A 16,731-nucleotide genomic window follows, 5' to 3' on the forward strand; every position below is an offset into this window, starting at 1 on the left:
CCGTCAGATGTGCAGGATGTATTCGCGAACCAGCTTGCTGCCGAAATAGGCCAGCATCAGCAGGCAGAAGCCGGCCAGGGTCCAGCGGATTGCCTTGTGCCCGCGCCAGCCGAGGCGGTTGCGCCCCCACAGCAGTACGCTGAACACCACCCAGGCCAGGCAGGCCAGCAGGGTCTTGTGCACCAGGTGCTGGGCGAACAGGTTCTCGACGAACAGCCAGCCGGAGATCAGCGACAGTGACAGCAGGGTCCAGCCGGCCCAGAGGAAACCGAACAGCAGGCTTTCCATGGTCTGCAGCGGCGGGAAGTTGCGGATCAGGCCCGAGGGGTGCTTGTTCTTCAACTGGTGGTCCTGCAACAGCAGCAGCAAGGACTGGAACACCGCGATGGTGAACATGCCGTAGGCGAGGATCGACAGCAGGATGTGCGCGAGGATGCCCGGCTCTTCGTCGATGATCTGTACCGTGCCCGATGGCGCGAACTGCGCGAGCAATACGGTCAGCAGTCCCAGCGGGAACAGAAGGAGCAGCAGGTTCTCCACGGGAATCCGCAGGCAGGCGACCAGGGTCAGGGCAATCACCGCGACGGCGATCAGGCTGGCGGCATTGAAGAAATCCAGGCCCAGGCCGACCGGGGTCGCCAGGTGGGCGCACAAGGCGATGGCGTGGGCCAGTACGGCGAAGGCGCCGAGCCCGACCAGCAGGCGCTTGTCGGCCTTGGCGCGCTGGCGCAGACGCGCGCCTTGATAGAGGGCCGCGGCGGCATACAGGCAAGCTGCGGCAATGCTGGTCAGAAAACTGGGTGACAGAGGAGACATAAGTCCTGTGAAGCAAGCCCGAAAGGGGCTGAGTTTGGCATATAACCGCCAGTCCACGAAAGACCGTGGCGCTAGTGCCGCGCACGCAGTCTCGTTATAATTCGCGATCTGCCCACGCTGCAGGCTCGCCAGGCGCATTTTTCCGTTCGCCGGCGGCCCATTACCTCAGTGGCTTCAAAGGATCGCGCATGTTTGAAAACCTGACCGACCGTCTCTCGCAGACGCTGCGCCATGTCACCGGCAAGGCCAAGCTGACCGAGGACAATATCAAAGACACCCTGCGTGAAGTGCGCATGGCGTTGCTCGAAGCCGACGTCGCCCTGCCGGTGGTGAAGGACTTCGTCAATTCGGTCAAGGAGCGCGCGGTCGGTACCGAAGTCTCGCGCAGCCTGACGCCGGGCCAGGCGTTCGTGAAGATCGTCCAGGCCGAACTCGAAAGCCTGATGGGCGCGGCCAACGAGGACCTGAACCTCGCCGCCGTGCCGCCTGCGGTCATCCTGATGGCCGGTTTGCAGGGCGCGGGCAAGACCACCACCGCCGGCAAGCTGGCGCGCTTCCTCAAGGAGCGCAAGAAGAAAAGCGTGATGGTGGTGTCGGCGGACGTCTACCGCCCGGCCGCGATCAAGCAGCTGGAAACCCTGGCCAACGATATCGGCGTGACCTTTTTCCCGTCCGACATCAGCCAGAAGCCGGTGGCCATCGCCGAAGCGGCTATCCGGGAAGCGCGGCTGAAGTTCATCGACGTGGTGATCGTCGACACCGCCGGCCGCCTGCACGTCGACGCCGAGATGATGGTCGAGATCCAGCAGTTGCACGCGGCCATCAAACCGGTGGAGACCCTGTTCGTCGTCGACGCCATGACCGGCCAGGACGCGGCCAATACGGCCAAGGCCTTCGGCGATGCGCTGCCGCTGACCGGCGTGGTCCTGACCAAGGTCGACGGTGATGCCCGTGGCGGTGCCGCGCTGTCGGTTCGCGCCATTACCGGCAAGCCGATCAAGTTCATCGGTATGGGTGAAAAGAGCGAAGCGCTCGATCCCTTCCACCCGGACCGGATCGCGTCGCGAATCCTCGGCATGGGCGACGTGCTCAGCCTGATCGAGCAGGCCGAACAGACCCTCGACAAGGAAAAGGCCGACAAGCTGGCCAAGAAACTGAAGAAGGGCAAGGGCTTCGACCTCGAAGACTTCCGCGATCAGTTGCAACAGATGAAGAACATGGGCGGCCTCGGCGGCCTGATGGACAAGCTGCCGAACATCGGTGGCGTGAACCTGGCGCAGATGGGCAACGCCCAGAATGCGGCGGAGAAGCAATTCAAGCAGATGGAAGCCATCATCAATTCCATGACCCCGGCCGAGCGCCGCGATCCCGAGCTGATCAGCGGCTCGCGCAAGCGCCGGATCGCATTGGGTTCCGGCACCCAGGTGCAGGACATCGGCCGCTTGATCAAGCAGCACAAGCAGATGCAGAAGATGATGAAGAAATTCACCGCCAAGGGCGGCATGGCCAAGATGATGCGCGGTCTTGGTGGCATGCTGCCGGGTGGCGGCATGCCGAAAATGTAAGGAATCTGCGCCGGCCGTCGTGTCGGCGTTGCCCCGCAGGGATGCGGGGAACTCCAGCCAACCCGCATTGGCGGGGCTGACCCGCCGTTCATCGCAACGGCTTCATGGCAGGTCTCTATTGCACGGCGCTGGACGCCGGAAAAAGGCATTGGCAAAAGTCCGGATATTCCTTAGAATATGCGGCCTTTCGGGCACCCATGCCCGCTGTGCATTTAGATTTGCAGCACCGACTACAGGAACGATGTTCACATGCTAACAATCCGTCTTGCCCTTGGCGGCTCCAAGAAGCGCCCGTTTTACCACCTGACCGTAACCGACAGCCGCAACGCTCGTGACGGTTCGCACAAAGAGCAAGTGGGTTTCTTCAACCCGATTGCTCGTGGCCAGGAAGTTCGTCTGTCCGTGAACCAAGAGCGCGTCAACTACTGGTTGAGCGTTGGTGCACAACCTTCTGAGCGTGTTGCTCAGTTGCTGAAGGAAAACGCCAAGGCTGCGGCCTGAGCGATATGAACGCGACGCCTGCTTCTACCGATGATCTGATCGTTATCGGCAAGATCTACTCTGTTCATGGCGTTCGCGGCGAAGTAAAGGTCTATTCCTTTACGGATCCGATCAAGAACCTGTTGAACTACAAGACCTGGACGCTCAAGCGCGAGGGCAATGTGAAACAGGTGGAGCTGGTCAGTGGACGCGGGAACGAAAAGTTCCTGGTCGCGAAGCTCAAGGGTCTCGATGATCGTGAAGAAGCTCGTCTTCTGGCCGGTTATGAGATCTGCGTGCCAAGCAGCCTGTTCCCTGAGCTGACCGACGGCGAGTACTACTGGTACCAGCTGGAAGGTCTCAAGGTCATCGACACCCTCGGGCAACTGCTCGGGAAGATCGATCACCTGCTCGAAACCGGCTCGAATGATGTCATGGTGGTCAAGCCTTGTCCGGGCAGCCTGGATGATCGCGAACGCCTGTTGCCGTATACCGAGCAATGCGTGTTGGCTGTCGACCTTGCCGCTGGCGAGATGAAGGTGGATTGGGACGCGGACTTCTAAGCAATGGCGAGCCTGCGCGTAGAAGTGATTACGCTGTTTCCCGAGATGTTTTCCGCCATCAGCGACTACGGCATCAGCAGTCGTGCGGTGAAACAGGGGTTGTTGCAACTGACCTGTTGGAACCCGCGGGACTATACGACGGATCGACATCACACTGTGGATGATCGCCCATTTGGCGGTGGTCCGGGCATGGTGATGAAGATCAAGCCTCTCGAGGATGCCCTGGTTCAGGCCAAGGCGGCAGCGGGGGAGGCGGCGAAGGTGATCTACCTGTCGCCCCAGGGCCGGCAGCTGAATCAGTTGGCGGTTCGCGACCTGGCGAAAGAGGATGCCTTGATCCTCATTGCTGGTCGTTATGAAGGCATCGACGAGCGTTTCATTGAGGCGCATGTCGATGAAGAGTGGTCGATTGGGGACTATGTCCTGTCCGGTGGCGAGCTGCCGGCGATGGTCCTGATAGATGCGGTTACACGACTGCTGCCCGGAGCTTTAGGGCATGCGGACTCCGCGGAGGAGGATTCCTTCACGGATGGTTTGCTGGATTGCCCGCACTACACCCGTCCGGAGGTGTATGCGGATCAGCGTGTTCCCGACGTGTTGCTCAGTGGCAACCACGCACATATCCGGCGTTGGCGTCTGAAGCAGTCCCTTGGCAGGACCTCGGAACGACGCGCCGATCTTCTGGAAAGACGCTCGCTTTCTGGAGAAGAGAAGAAGCTGCTCGAGGAATACATCCGCGAGCGGGACGATAGTTAACAACGTATCGATGGTAGATCCGACGATTTACCTTAGGAGCACAGCATGACCAACAAAATCATTCTGCAACTCGAAGCCGAGCAGATGACCAAAGAGATCCCAGCCTTTGCCCCGGGCGACACCATTGTCGTTCAGGTGAAAGTGAAGGAAGGCGATCGTTCGCGTCTGCAGGCCTTCGAAGGCGTGGTAATTGCCAAGCGTAACCGCGGTGTGAACAGCGCGTTCACCGTACGTAAAATCTCCAACGGTGTTGGCGTAGAGCGTACCTTCCAGACCTACAGCCCGCAAATCGACAGCATGGCTGTCAAGCGTCGCGGTGACGTACGTAAAGCCAAGCTGTACTACCTGCGCGACCTGTCGGGTAAAGCAGCTCGCATCAAGGAAAAACTGGCCTGAGTCCAGCTTCCGATGCAGAAAAAAGCAGCCTACGGGCTGCTTTTTTGTTGCCTGGATTTTTATCCTTGGGCACTCTGACTTCGTTTGCCGTGTCACGCGTTTCGAGTCTTTATGCCAGCCATCGATCACCCTCTCATCGACCAGTTTCTCGACGCCCTGTGGTTGGAAAAAGGCCTCTCGGACAATACCCGCGATGCCTATCGGAGCGATCTGGCGCTGTTCAATGGCTGGCTGCAGGAAAAGGGCCTGGAACTGGCCAGTGCCGGGCGGGAACTGATCCTCGACCACCTGTCCTGGCGTGTGGAACAGGCCTACAAGCCACGCTCCACGGCGCGTTTTCTCTCCGGTGCGCGTGGCTTCTACCGCTACCTGCTGCGGGAAAAGCTGATTGCCGTCGACCCGACTCTGCAGGTCGAGATGCCGCAGTTGGGCAGGCCGCTGCCCAAATCCCTGTCGGAAGCCGACGTCGAGGCCCTGCTCAACGCCCCGGATCTGAGCGAAGCCATCGGCCAGCGCGACCGCGCCATGCTCGAGGTGCTGTACGCCTGCGGTCTGCGGGTGACCGAACTGGTCAGCCTGACGCTGGAGCAGGTCAACCTGCGCCAGGGCGTGCTGCGGGTGATGGGCAAGGGCAGCAAGGAGCGCCTGGTGCCGATGGGCGAGGAGGCGATCGTCTGGGTCGAGCGCTACCTGCGCGATGCCCGTGGCGAACTGCTCGGCGGGCGACCCAGCGACGTGCTGTTTCCCAGCCAGCGTGGCGAACAGATGACCCGCCAGACCTTCTGGCATCGGATCAAGCACCAGGCCCAGGTCGCCGGGATCAGCAAGTCGTTGTCGCCGCATACCCTGCGGCACGCCTTTGCCACCCACCTGCTCAACCATGGTGCGGACCTGCGGGTGGTACAGATGCTGCTCGGCCACAGCGACCTGTCGACGACCCAGATCTACACCCATGTCGCCCGTGCCCGCCTGCAGGACATGCATGCCAGGCATCACCCGCGCGGTTGATCCATACGGGCTTCGGCCCGGCCGGGCTTATGTGTTAGGCTCTAGCGGTTTGCTATGCGGGCGCTTGCAGTCGCTCCGTTTCAGAATGGACAGACCAGCCTGGCCCCGTGCCCGCTATCAGGAGTTCCCATGCGCTTGATCCAGATTTTCGCCGCCGCCGCCCTGGCGTTGGCCAGTACCTTCGCCCTGGCCGACGACGCGGCCGAACAGGCGATCCGCAAGAGCCTCGACAGCCTCCAGCTGGAGACCCCGGTGGAGAGCATCACCGCCAGCCCGTTGAGTGGCCTCTATGAAGTCAAGCTCAAGGGCAGCCGTGTGTTGTACGCGAGTGCCGACGGCCAGTTCGTCATGCAGGGCTATCTGTTCCAGCTCAAGGATGGCAAGCCGGTCAACCTGACCGAGAAGACCGAGCGCCTAGGGATTTCGAAGCTGATCAACGGTATTCCGGTGGCGGAAACCGTGGTCTATCCAGCCATCGGCGAAACCAAGTCGCACATCACCGTGTTCACCGACACCACCTGCCCTTATTGCCACAAGCTGCACGCCGAAGTGCCGGCGTTGAACAAGATGGGCATCGAGGTCCGCTACGTGGCGTTCCCGCGCCAAGGGCTGGGTTCGCCGGGTGACCAGCAGTTGCAGGCGGTCTGGTGCTCGACCGACAAGCGCGCGGCGATGGACAAGATGGTCGAAGGCGAGGAAATCAAGGCGGCCAAATGCACCAACCCGGTTTCCCGGCAGTTCGCCCTGGGCCAGTCGATCGGTGTCAATGGTACACCGGCCATCGTTTTGGCCGACGGTCAGGTAATTCCAGGCTATCAGCCGGCCGCACAAGTCGCCAAACTGGCGCTGGCAGCCAAGTAATTCGGTCTCGTCGCAGTCCGTCTTCAGACGAGCACGACCGCGAGCCTCTGGCCCGCCGGTCTCAAACAGCAGGCCGCTGGTGGATCAGCGGCTGTTTTTCACGGCCGACCTCGTGTCGGCCGTTTCATGGGGAGTCAAGAGTGAAACCGGTCAAAGTAGGCATCTGTGGGTTAGGTACCGTCGGTGGCGGCACCTTCAACGTACTTCAGCGTAACGCCGAGGAAATTGCTCGTCGTGCCGGGCGTGGGATCGAAGTGGCACAAATTGCCATTCGCACGCCAAAGCCTCAGTTCCAAACGACCGGTATTGCGATTACCAACGATGTCTTCGAAGTGGCCACGAACCCTGAGATCGACGTCGTCGTAGAGCTGATGGGCGGCTATACCGTTGCCCGTGAGCTGGTACTCAAAGCGATCGAGAACGGCAAGCACGTGGTTACCGCGAACAAGGCGCTGATCGCCGTGCACGGTAACGAAATTTTCGCCAAGGCCCGTGAGAACGGCGTGATCGTGGCCTTCGAGGCCGCAGTGGCGGGCGGCATCCCGGTGATCAAGGCGATCCGCGAAGGCCTGTCGGCCAACCGGATCAACTGGGTGGCCGGTATCATCAACGGTACGGGCAACTTCATCCTCACCGAAATGCGCGAGAAGGGGCGTACCTTCGAGGATGTACTGGCCGAGGCCCAGGCCCTGGGCTACGCCGAGGCCGATCCGACCTTCGACGTCGAGGGTATCGATGCCGCGCACAAGCTGACCATCCTGGCCTCCATCGCCTTCGGTATCCCGCTGCAATTCGACAAGGCCTATACCGAGGGCATCACCAAGCTGACCACCGCCGACGTGAACTACGCCGAAGCGCTGGGCTATCGCATCAAGCACCTGGGTGTGGCGCGCAGCACCGCCGCGGGTATCGAGCTGCGGGTTCACCCGACGCTGATCCCGGCCGATCGTCTGATCGCCAACGTCAACGGCGTGATGAACGCGGTCATGGTCAATGGCGATGCCGCCGGTTCGACCCTGTTCTACGGCGCCGGTGCCGGCATGGAGCCGACGGCCTCCTCGGTGATCGCCGACCTGGTCGATGTAGTGCGGGCCATGACCTCCGATCCGGAGAACCGTGTACCGCACCTGGCCTTCCAGCCGGACTCGCTGTCGGCTCACCCGATCCTGCCCATTGACGCTTGCGAGAGTGCCTACTACCTGCGTATCCAGGCCAAGGACCATCCAGGCGTACTGGCCCAGGTGGCGAGCATCCTGTCGGAACGCGGGATCAACATCGAGTCGATCATGCAGAAGGAAGTCGAGGAGCAGGACGGCCTGGTGCCGATGATCCTGCTGACCCATCGCGTGGTGGAACAACGCATCAACGACGCCATCGCAGCGCTGGAGGCCCTGCAGGGCGTGGTCGGCCCTGTCGTGCGGATCCGCGTCGAGCATTTGAACTGAGTTGGCATCGCCGACTGGAGAGGAATTTTTCATGCGTTACATCAGTACCCGCGGCCAGGCACCCGCGCTGAACTTCGAAGACGTGCTGCTGGCCGGTCTGGCCAGCGATGGCGGCCTGTACGTGCCGGAGAACCTGCCACGCTTCACCCAGGAGGAAATCGCTTCCTGGGCTGGCCTGCCCTACCACGAACTGGCCTTCCGGGTGATGCGCCCGTTCGTCACTGGCAGCATTCCGGATGCGGACTTCAAGAAGATCCTTGAGGACACCTACGGGGTGTTCGCCCATAACGCCGTGGCGCCGCTGCGCCAACTGAACGGCAACGAGTGGGTGCTCGAACTGTTCCACGGCCCGACGCTGGCCTTCAAGGACTTCGCCCTGCAATTGCTGGGGCGCCTGCTGGACTACGTGCTGGCAAAACGCGGCGAGCGCGTGGTGATCATCGGCGCGACGTCCGGCGATACCGGCTCGGCGGCGATCGAAGGCTGCAAGCATTGCGAGAACGTCGACATCTTCATCCTGCACCCGCACAACCGGGTATCGGAAGTGCAGCGCCGGCAGATGACCACCATCTTCGGTGAGAACATCCACAACATCGCCATCGAAGGCAACTTCGACGACTGCCAGGAGATGGTCAAGAACAGCTTCGCCGACCAGAGCTTCCTCAAGGGCACGCGGCTGGTGGCGGTGAACTCGATCAACTGGGCGCGGATCATGGCCCAGATCGTCTACTACTTCCACGCGGCGCTGCAACTGGGCGGCCCGGCGCGTTCGGTCTCGTTCTCGGTGCCGACCGGCAACTTCGGCGATATCTTCGCCGGCTACCTGGCGCGCAACATGGGGCTGCCGATCAACCAACTGATCGTGGCTACCAACCGCAATGACATCCTGCACCGCTTCATGAGCGGCAACCAGTACGTCAAGGAAACCCTGCATGCCACGCTGTCGCCGTCCATGGACATCATGGTGTCGTCGAACTTCGAGCGCCTGCTGTTCGACCTGCACGGTCGCAATGGTGCGGCCATCGCCGGCCTGATGGACACCTTCAAGCAGGGTGGCGGTTTCAGTGTCGAGCAGGATCGCTGGACCGAGGCGCGCAAGCTGTTCGACTCCCTGGCGGTGGACGATGCACAAACCTGCGAGACCATTGCCGAAGTCTTTGCCCAGACTGGCGAAGTGCTCGACCCGCACACGGCCATCGGCGTCAAGGCGGCCCGCGAATGCCGCCGCAGCCTGGACACTCCGATGGTGATCCTGGGGACTGCGCATCCGGTCAAGTTCCCTGAGGCAGTTGAGAAAGCGGGTGTAGGAAAAGCGCTTGAACTACCTGCACACCTTTCGGATTTGTTTGAAAGGGAAGAGCGCTGCACGGTTCTGGCCAATGACCTTAAAGTCATGCAGGCCTTTGTCAGCCAGCATGGCAACCGCGGCAAGCCGCTTTGACCGACTAGAAAGGTCACACTTTAGAGCCCGCCCCTTGGCGGGCTTTATCGTTTTTGCATGCCAAACTTTGCCCCCTGTTTTTCATTTCCATCGAATCAAAGGGGGCGGGTACTTCGCCATGGCGTTTCCGGGGAGATCGATCTATTCCATTCTGGCGTGGCTGTCATGGGTGATGCTGGCGAGTCTGCCGGGCGAGCTGATGGCCGCCCAGGGCTTGCCCTTCAATTTGCCCGCGTCGTTCGTCGAACTGCCCCGACTGCCCCTCGGCGCTGATGAGCGGCGCTGGCTGGGCAATGACCGGAGGCTGCGGGTGGGCATCTCGGTGGCCGATTATGAACCCATCGATATCACCAGCGACCGCAATCGCTACCAGGGCATCAGTGCCGACTATGTGGCCCTGATCCGCGATCGGCTCGGGGTGCAGGTGGAAGTGCTGGGGTTCGTCGAGCGGGACCAGGCCGTCGAGGCGCTGCTCGAGGGGCAGATCGATGTGCTGACCAGCGCCAACGGCTTCGAACGGGGCTTTCCCGAACTGGCCTTTTCCAGTGAATACATGCCGGATCGCTCGGTGATCGTCAGTCGCAGTGAAACCCCGAACCCCGACGATCTGCGAGGACGCAAGGTACTCCTGCTCGAAGGCTACGCCGATGCCGCGGTGGTGCATGCCACTTATCCCCAGAGCCGGATCATCCTCGCCCCGACCCTCTACAGTGCCCTGGAGGCACTGCTCCAGGGCGAGGTCGACGCCTTCATCGGCAATGAGGTCATCGTCAGGGCCTACAAGACCCTGCGCCCCTACATGGGCTTGCAGATCCGCGGGCAAAGCGCTTTGCCACCGATCGGTTTCGCATTCGCCACGCGCAAGTCGGAGCCTCTGCTCGGCGCCCTGATCCAGCGTGTGCTGGATAGCCTGGACGAAGCGGTACGGCGGGAGATCCTCGCGCGCTGGACCACCGGTTTCGGCTCGGACATCGCCCAGCCGCGAGTCGAGCTGACTGCGGCGGAGCAGGCCTGGATCGACAGCCATCCGCGGGTGAGCGTGGCTTCCCAGCAGTACCCGCCGTATATCTACAAGGATGTCCACAATCGTTGGGTCGGTCTCAATGCCGATCTGCTGGCGCGGATCTCGCGGATGACCGGCCTGCAGTTCGTCTTCGACGAGAGTTTCTCCACGGTCCAGACCCTGGAGATGCTCAAGGATGGTCGGGCCCTGATGAATGGCTCGCTGGCTGAAAGCCCGGAGCGCAAGGCCTTCCTGAATTTCACCTATGCGTTTGGCGGCAGTTCCTGGGTATTTGTCGTACCGGTCGATGCGCCCCCGCTGAGCTCGCTCAGCCAACTGGCCGGTCGCGTGCTGGCACTGCCCGAGGAACATGCACTGCAGGCCATGATCCGCCGCGAGTATCCCGATGTGGTGCTGCGTGGTGTCCGGACCCAGGAGGAGGCCAGGGCGCTGGTCGAAAGCGGTGCGGCGGCGGCAACCATCCAGAGCGACACCCTGGCCTATCTGCACCCTCCCGGCAGGCTGAAGGTCGGTCGTAGAGTGGAAGGGCTCTGGTCGGCGGACAGCTTCTCCGTCGCCAAGAGCTCTCCTGAGTTGCTCGGCATCCTCAACAAGTCCCTGGAGGCCTTTCCGGTCGCAGAGCTGCGGGCCTTGCGCATCAAGTGGCTGGGTGCCGTCCCGGTGGCTGCGCCGCCCTCGGTCTGGAAGCGGGTGCCGCGTTGGGCCTATGGGCTGGCTGTTGCCCTGCTGGTGGTGGGCGGGGTCTCGCTCATCTGGAACCGTCGCCTGAATGTCCAGATTCGCCAGCGCCGCCAGGCCGAACGGCAGCTCAGTGACCGGCTGGCGTTCCAGCGCGCATTGCTCGACGGCATTCCCGATCCGATCTTCGTACGGGACCTGCAGGGGCGCCTGATCAGTTGCAATCGTAGCTATGAGCAACGCCTGGCGACGACGCTGGAGCAGGTGCGCGGGCGTCGAATCACCGAGGAGGGCCTGCTGCTGCCGGCGGTCGCGCAGGCGCTGCATGACGACTTCCTGTCGTTGCTGGAGAACCAGCAGCCGGTGTTCAGTGACCGGACGCTGGAGTTCCTCAATTGCAGCATCGATGTCTATCTGTGGATGGTGCCGTTCCACTCGGCGGGGGCGCAGTTGCAGGGGCTGTTGGGGGGCTGGATCGACATCACCGAGCGAAAGCAGCTCGAGGTGCAACTGACCGAGGCCCGCCGCCAGGCCGAGCGTGCCAGCCAGGCCAAGAGTGCGTTCCTGGCCACCATGAGCCATGAGATACGCACGCCCATGGCGGCGATCATCGGCCTGCTCGAGGTCGAGCGGGAGCAGGCACTGGCCCGTGGGCAGGTGTTCTCGCAGGGGTTGCAGGTAGCCTACCAGTCGGCCCGGGAATTGACCGCGCTGATCGGCGACAGCCTTGACCTGGCCAAGATCGAGGCCGGTGGCATGCGCCTGGTGCCGCAGCCGACCGACTTGAGAAACCTGCTTGAGGGAGTCGTGCAACTGTTCGAGGCATTGGCCCGGGACAAGGGCGTCGTCCTGAGCCTGGGTATCGATCCGCTGCTGGCGAGCCTGTATTGGCTCGATCCGCTGCGTTTGCGGCAGATCCTGCACAATCTGATCGGCAATGCGCTGAAGTTCACCAGCCGGGGATTCGTCCGCGTGCGGGTCCTGCGCTGTGCACAGGTGGCGGGCACTGACCGCCTGCGTATCGATATCGAGGATTCCGGCCGGGGCATCGGCCCCGAGCAGCAGGCGATGCTGTTTTCGCCCTTCGTCCAGGCCCACGGCGATGCCGATGCGGGGCATGAGGGCACCGGCCTGGGGCTGAGCATCTGCAAGCAACTGGTGGAGTTGATGGACGGCTCCATCGAACTTGAGAGCCAGCCGGGGCTGGGCACCCGCGTGCACATCGAGCTGGCGTTCAGGCGCGAAACGCAACCTGTGCTACCCGCACCGTCGAACGGCGCAAGGTGTCGCCTGCCGTGCCTGAACGTGCTGATCATCGATGACCTGTCCGCCAACCGCCTGGTGCTGCAACAGCAGCTCGGCTTTCTCGGGCAGAACGTCGAGGCCTGCCAGACCGCGCAGGCGGCGTTGCAGGCCTGGCAAGGCCGGCATTTCGACCTGGTCATCAGCGATTGCAACATGCCCGGCATGAGCGGCTATCAACTGGCACGGGCCCTGCGCCAGCTGGAGGCCGAGGCGCAACGGCCACCCTGCATGATCGTCGGTTGTACGGCCAATGCCATGAGCGACGAGCGCCAACGCTGCCAGCAGGCCGGCATGAACGACCTGCTGGTCAAGCCGGTTCTTCTTGACGACCTGACTCGGCTGTTGACGCAGATCGTGCCCCGGGAAAGCTCCTTCGACATCCAGACGCTCATCGACATGACCCACGCCGATGCCGGCGTGCTCCAGCACATGCTGCTGGAATTGTGGCGAAACCTGCGCGACGAGCGTGCCGAACTGCAATCGCGGCTTGGCCTGGACGACTGGGACGGCGTGGCGGCCTGCGTGCATCGCCTCAAGGGGATCGCCTGTCTCGTCGATGCGATTGCCCTGGCGCAGGCCTGCGTCGACATGGATCACTGCGTACGCCTGAGGCAGCCCGAGCAGTTGCCCGCGACCGGGCAGGTGCTCAAGGCCGTGATCGACCGGATGATCGCCGACATCGAGCCGAACCTGCAGGAAAAACCGGCACTTTAGGACTTGTCCTATGGGGAACCCCGGGCAGCCTGGCTAAGGTGGAAGGCCGATGCGGATAACCACCGCTTCCACCTGCGGAGATCATCGATGCGTTCGCTCAGGATCCTGATTCTTGAAGACAATCCCTTTCAACTGATGGCCTTGCATCAGATGCTCAATGCCAATGGCGTCTTTGATGTGCTCACTGCCGAAAATGTCGAGAGTGCGCGCCTGTCGCTGACCAATCGCGGGCCGGTGGACATTGCCATCTGCGATCTGCAGTTGGAGGAGGGTGATGGCCTGGAACTGATCCGGCACCTGGCGGAAACCCGCGAGGCCCAGGCCCTGATCATTCTCAGCAGCCTTGACACGGAACTGCGCGAGGGCGCCGCCCACATGGCCCGGCAACAGGGGTTGCATGTGCTGGGCTGCCTGCTCAAGCCTGCCACGGCAGCCATACTCGGTGAGCTGCTGGCAACCTATCAACGCCGTTTCGGCCGCCAGCGGCCCGGTCTGCCGTTGGCCCAGGTCTGTGAACTGCTGTCGCTGGACGAGTTGCAGGCGGGGGCCGGGCCTGGCGCGATCCGCAAGTACTGCGAGGCCTTCTTTCAACCGAAGGTCAGTGGCGATGGCCGGGTGCAGGGAGTCGAGGCGCTGGCCCGCTGGCAACACCCGGAGCAGGGCACGCTGCTGCCCGATACCTTCATCCCGGTGCTCAAGTATGCCGGGCTTTCCCAGGCCCTGACCTGGCACATGCTCGAGCAGGCCATCGGGCTGTCGATGGAGGTGTATCTGGGAACCGACCAGTATCTGCCGGTGACGGTGAATATCCCGGGGTTGATGGTGGAACAGGCGGATTTCGCCGGCCAGCTTGGCGAACTGCTGGCCCGTTTCGAACTGCCCGCCGAATGCTTGACCCTGGAGGTGATCGACGGCACCGACTGCACCAGCGAGGCGGCCCAGGCCGAAGGCATGTTGCGTTTGCGGATGCTCGGCTGCCAGCTGTCGATCGGTGACTTTGGGGTCGCCGGTGCCGGGCTGCAGAGGTTGCTTGAGTTGCCTTTCTCGGAGTTGAAGATCGCCCCGCGTTTCGTCAGCGGCATGGCCGAGGATTCACGCAGACGCTCGATCGTCGCCGGGGTGTTGAGCATGGCCAAGGGCATGGGGTTGCGTGCGGTCATCACTGGGGTTGGAACCGACGAGGAATATCGGCTGACCCGGGAACTGGGCGACGTGTTGGTTCAGGGGCGATTCATTGCCGCGCCGATGAGTCGTGCCGAACTGCTGCCCTGGTTGCAATGGGCAGGGCTCGCCAACGTCCCCGAGCGAGAGCGCCAACCTGGCTAGAGCTAGGACAACCCCTGTTCCTGCAGATACAGAAACAGCGCGGCATCGTTGGGTAGGCCCAGCTTGCGCATCGCGCTGATTTTCTGGGCACTGACGGTCTGCTTGCTGCGGCACAGGCGTGCGGCGATCTCACCCACCGTACGGCCCGCCGCCAGCAGACGGGTGACTTCCAGTTCCCGCGGTGAAAGCAGTTCCGGGTCACCCAACCGGTGCGTACCGACTTCCCCGGCCAGGGCCAGGGTCTGGCGCACGGAGTCGGCCACGAACACCTTGCCTTGGCGCACATGCTGGATGGCCATGGGCAATTCATTCGCCAGGCTGGCCTTGCTCAGCAGCCCCATGACCCCCTGATCGAGGATGTAGCGGAACAGTCCGGCATTGTTGAGCATGGTGACGACCACGAGCGGCAGGGCCGGGTAGTTGCGCAGCAGGGCCTCGATCATCCGCAGGCCGTCGTTCTGGTCCGCCGTCGGCATCATGAAATCGGTCACGAGCGCATCGCAGGGGGTGCTGTCGAGCCGATCGAAGAGTTCCCCCGGCGTACTCGCTTCGCCAACGACACGTAGTGCGGGTGTTCGTTCGAGGACGGCCCGCAGGCCGATCAGGAATATCGGATGATCATCCGCCAGGACGATCCGTAGTGGCATCTGTGACGACGAGCTCAAGACAACTCTCCGGTGGCGCAGTGGCGATGTGGCTGAAAACTAAGCAAAAAAGAACAGATGTTCTGGCCTGTGTCTGTGAGTAAAGCCGACGCGGCTTGTAGTAAAAGTCTAAAAACCATTGATCTGATTTTAGCCGCGCTTTCCCCGCTGTTTTTTCCTTGTCATCTTTCTGGTTCATGTTCGGTAGATGTCGATCAGTTCGCAGGACCTGGGAGGTCCCGGCGAACTTTCTTCTCCGACTGGCGGTCACTGACTCCAGGCACCTTTGTTTTCGACCTTTAGGCTTTTGACTATTGAGTGGTGATCGAGATGGAAAGTATCAGCCTGTTGCTCAATGAAGCGCTGAGTCCGTATGCCGTAACCCTGACGCCTTCGGGCGGGCACGGCGAGTGCGTGCTGAGCGTGAGGGGTGTTGCCGGACCGGTTCTGGTGGAGCGTGAGGTCAATCAGGCGCAATTGACCGACAAACGCCTGCTGACGGACGTGGTCGATGGCCTGCATCGTGATCTGCGCATTGCCGAAGGGCGCCTGGAGCCCTGCGTGATTGCGGCCCTGCGTCATGCCGCCGAACATCGAGGCGCGCGCAGCGCCAGCCGGTAGATTTTTTTGGAACCTTCCTTCTGTAGGTGCTGTCAGAATTTATAACGGCAAGAGCAGGCATTGTGCTCCGGTGTTTGTGGCTTGTCGTACTGGTCTTTGTAGGCCACGTTTAGCCCCGAGTCGTCTCCCCACTTCTCGGGGTTTCTTTTGCCCGCAATTCGTCACTGGTCATCGGGAACCAGGAAAAATCCCTTGGCATCTTCCCGGTATTTTTCCCGCTCGGCCGGCGCCAGCCAGCGCGCATAGAGTTCCACCAGCCTGTCCTGGCGCAGTTCGCGCAGGATCTCGTTGATATGGGGAATCGCCGCGCGACCTTGCGGCGTGTTGGAGCAGGCGATCCGGATGAACTGATAAGTGGCTGTATCCCTGATCGGATAGAACGCCAGGTCGTCTTCGGCGATCTGTTGCTGGCGGGCCTGATAGCGAACCTCCACACCGTAGCCGAGCAGTGCCTTCAGACGCCCCATGCGTTGCATCTGCAGCAGGCTGCCAAGGGCGTCGTTGCCGTAGTGACGCACCAGGTACTGTTCGTTGGTGTGGGACAGCACATCATCGATCGGATGGCCGTAGCTGCGTTCGGCGATGATCCCCAGTTGCAGGCTGTGGCTGTTCAACAGTGCGGCGAGATCGACCTGGCCCTCGACCAGAAAGGGTTCGATCAGCCCGCGGTCCTTCTTTCGAACCACCAGCCCGTTGCTGGTGGTACCCATGCTGCGAATGGAAAACAGCATTTTCTGCGCCCGTGCCGGCGTCCACAGCAGCGCCGGGTCGCAGGTGAAGGCTGGGCTGTCGAGCATTTGCATGCCCCGTGCCCGGTTGACCCGCAGTATGGTGTGGTCGTACTCCGGCAACCGCTCCATCAGCAGCGGCAGCATCTGGTCCACGGCCCCCTGGCCCTGTTGCGGCCCATCGAAAATGCTCAGGGGCGGCAGGTCCCGCAGCAGCCAGATCAGGGTCTCCCTGGCCTGCGCGCCAGGTGACAGCACTCCGATCAATATCGCCAACAGCGTGGGAACGAGGCGTCGCCACAAGGCACTGGGAGTCATGAGGTGAATACCTTCCTCGGCTTGAAACCAGTCGTTGGTTAG

15 protein-coding genes are annotated in these 16,731 nt (G+C 62.1%); 12 read left to right on the top strand and 3 right to left on the bottom strand.

The genetic code is table 11. The features are described from left to right. Positions 1-3: 3 nt before the first annotated feature. The gene (locus ACZ5KU_RS05680) at positions 4-816 is read right to left on the bottom strand and encodes a cytochrome C assembly family protein (protein WP_054059198.1); all 813 of its coding nucleotides are present in this window, start codon (positions 814-816) and stop codon (positions 4-6) included. A 188-nt stretch (positions 817-1,004) separates the two neighbouring features. On the opposite strand from ACZ5KU_RS05680, the gene ffh reads away from it, so the two are divergent. The 11 genes from ffh (at position 1,005) to ACZ5KU_RS05735 (ending at position 14,378) form a co-directional block, all read left to right on the top strand. Beyond that, complete coding sequence (gene ffh, locus ACZ5KU_RS05685) at positions 1,005-2,381, top strand: signal recognition particle protein (RefSeq protein ID WP_054059197.1); 1,377 nt, start codon at positions 1,005-1,007, stop codon at positions 2,379-2,381. Positions 2,382-2,630: 249 nt separating this feature from the next. Next, positions 2,631-2,882 (top strand): 30S ribosomal protein S16, encoded by a 252-nt coding sequence (gene rpsP / locus ACZ5KU_RS05690; protein ID WP_017904965.1) that lies wholly within the window; start codon positions 2,631-2,633, stop codon positions 2,880-2,882. Between the two features lie 5 nt (positions 2,883-2,887). Continuing rightward, positions 2,888-3,424: a ribosome maturation factor RimM gene (gene rimM, locus ACZ5KU_RS05695; RefSeq protein WP_464736910.1), complete on the top strand. Its 537-nt coding sequence runs from the start codon at positions 2,888-2,890 to the stop codon at positions 3,422-3,424. A 3-nt stretch (positions 3,425-3,427) separates the two neighbouring features. Continuing rightward, positions 3,428-4,180, top strand: a complete 753-nt coding sequence (gene trmD, locus ACZ5KU_RS05700; RefSeq protein ID WP_054059195.1) for a tRNA (guanosine(37)-N1)-methyltransferase TrmD — start codon at positions 3,428-3,430, stop codon at positions 4,178-4,180. A 45-nt stretch (positions 4,181-4,225) separates the two neighbouring features. Beyond that, positions 4,226-4,576, top strand: a complete 351-nt coding sequence (gene rplS, locus ACZ5KU_RS05705) for a 50S ribosomal protein L19 (protein ID WP_017904968.1) — start codon at positions 4,226-4,228, stop codon at positions 4,574-4,576. Between the two features lie 111 nt (positions 4,577-4,687). Beyond that, positions 4,688-5,584 (top strand): site-specific tyrosine recombinase XerD, encoded by an 897-nt coding sequence (gene xerD / locus ACZ5KU_RS05710; protein WP_054059194.1) that lies wholly within the window; start codon positions 4,688-4,690, stop codon positions 5,582-5,584. A 129-nt stretch (positions 5,585-5,713) separates the two neighbouring features. Further along, entirely contained in the window at positions 5,714-6,445 is a 732-nt protein-coding gene (locus ACZ5KU_RS05715) for a DsbC family protein (protein WP_054059193.1), read from the top strand. Positions 6,446-6,585: 140 nt separating this feature from the next. Continuing rightward, on the top strand, positions 6,586-7,890 hold the full coding sequence (locus ACZ5KU_RS05720) for a homoserine dehydrogenase (protein ID WP_054059192.1): 1,305 nt from the start codon (positions 6,586-6,588) through the stop codon (positions 7,888-7,890). Between the two features lie 31 nt (positions 7,891-7,921). Next, positions 7,922-9,331: a threonine synthase gene (gene thrC, locus ACZ5KU_RS05725; RefSeq protein ID WP_054059191.1), complete on the top strand. Its 1,410-nt coding sequence runs from the start codon at positions 7,922-7,924 to the stop codon at positions 9,329-9,331. A 199-nt stretch (positions 9,332-9,530) separates the two neighbouring features. After that, positions 9,531-13,052 (top strand): ATP-binding protein, encoded by a 3,522-nt coding sequence (locus ACZ5KU_RS05730; RefSeq protein ID WP_464737390.1) that lies wholly within the window; start codon positions 9,531-9,533, stop codon positions 13,050-13,052. Positions 13,053-13,139: 87 nt separating this feature from the next. Further along, positions 13,140-14,378: an EAL domain-containing response regulator gene (locus tag ACZ5KU_RS05735; RefSeq protein WP_464736911.1), complete on the top strand. Its 1,239-nt coding sequence runs from the start codon at positions 13,140-13,142 to the stop codon at positions 14,376-14,378. A gap of 2 nt (positions 14,379-14,380) precedes the next feature. On the opposite strand, the gene ACZ5KU_RS05740 is transcribed toward ACZ5KU_RS05735, so the two are convergent. Further along, complete coding sequence (locus ACZ5KU_RS05740) at positions 14,381-15,025, bottom strand: response regulator (RefSeq protein WP_081006000.1); 645 nt, start codon at positions 15,023-15,025, stop codon at positions 14,381-14,383. A 327-nt stretch (positions 15,026-15,352) separates the two neighbouring features. Here ACZ5KU_RS05740 and ACZ5KU_RS05745 point away from each other — a divergent pair, with 327 nt between their 5' ends. Beyond that, positions 15,353-15,643, top strand: a complete 291-nt coding sequence (locus tag ACZ5KU_RS05745) for a DUF3509 domain-containing protein (RefSeq protein WP_054059188.1) — start codon at positions 15,353-15,355, stop codon at positions 15,641-15,643. 161 nt (positions 15,644-15,804) lie between these two features. Here ACZ5KU_RS05745 and ACZ5KU_RS05750 read toward each other — a convergent pair whose 3' ends face one another. Continuing rightward, a complete protein-coding gene (locus ACZ5KU_RS05750) occupies positions 15,805-16,689 on the bottom strand; it encodes a TIGR02285 family protein (RefSeq protein ID WP_464736912.1) in 885 nt (294 codons plus the stop codon). Positions 16,690-16,731: the final 42 nt, after the last annotated feature.

The sequence above is a fragment of the Pseudomonas sp. Tof1 genome (genome assembly GCF_055390395.1).

Bases quoted from the DNA above. Each gene is read 5' to 3' on its own strand.
- ACZ5KU_RS05680 (WP_054059198.1), bottom strand. From the start codon at position 816: ATGTCTCCTCTGTCACCCAGTTTTCTGACCAGCATTGCCGCAGCTTGC.
- rpsP (WP_017904965.1), top strand. From the start codon at position 2,631: ATGCTAACAATCCGTCTTGCCCTTGGCGGCTCCAAGAAGCGCCCGTTT.
- ACZ5KU_RS05745 (WP_054059188.1), top strand. From the start codon at position 15,353: ATGGAAAGTATCAGCCTGTTGCTCAATGAAGCGCTGAGTCCGTATGCC.
- ACZ5KU_RS05730 (WP_464737390.1), top strand. From the start codon at position 9,531: ATGGCCGCCCAGGGCTTGCCCTTCAATTTGCCCGCGTCGTTCGTCGAA.
- ACZ5KU_RS05750 (WP_464736912.1), bottom strand. From the start codon at position 16,689: ATGACTCCCAGTGCCTTGTGGCGACGCCTCGTTCCCACGCTGTTGGCG.
- rimM (WP_464736910.1), top strand. From the start codon at position 2,888: ATGAACGCGACGCCTGCTTCTACCGATGATCTGATCGTTATCGGCAAG.
- ffh (WP_054059197.1), top strand. From the start codon at position 1,005: ATGTTTGAAAACCTGACCGACCGTCTCTCGCAGACGCTGCGCCATGTC.
- ACZ5KU_RS05735 (WP_464736911.1), top strand. From the start codon at position 13,140: ATGCGTTCGCTCAGGATCCTGATTCTTGAAGACAATCCCTTTCAACTG.
- trmD (WP_054059195.1), top strand. From the start codon at position 3,428: ATGGCGAGCCTGCGCGTAGAAGTGATTACGCTGTTTCCCGAGATGTTT.
- thrC (WP_054059191.1), top strand. From the start codon at position 7,922: ATGCGTTACATCAGTACCCGCGGCCAGGCACCCGCGCTGAACTTCGAA.
- xerD (WP_054059194.1), top strand. From the start codon at position 4,688: ATGCCAGCCATCGATCACCCTCTCATCGACCAGTTTCTCGACGCCCTG.
- rplS (WP_017904968.1), top strand. From the start codon at position 4,226: ATGACCAACAAAATCATTCTGCAACTCGAAGCCGAGCAGATGACCAAA.
- ACZ5KU_RS05715 (WP_054059193.1), top strand. From the start codon at position 5,714: ATGCGCTTGATCCAGATTTTCGCCGCCGCCGCCCTGGCGTTGGCCAGT.
- ACZ5KU_RS05740 (WP_081006000.1), bottom strand. From the start codon at position 15,025: ATGCCACTACGGATCGTCCTGGCGGATGATCATCCGATATTCCTGATC.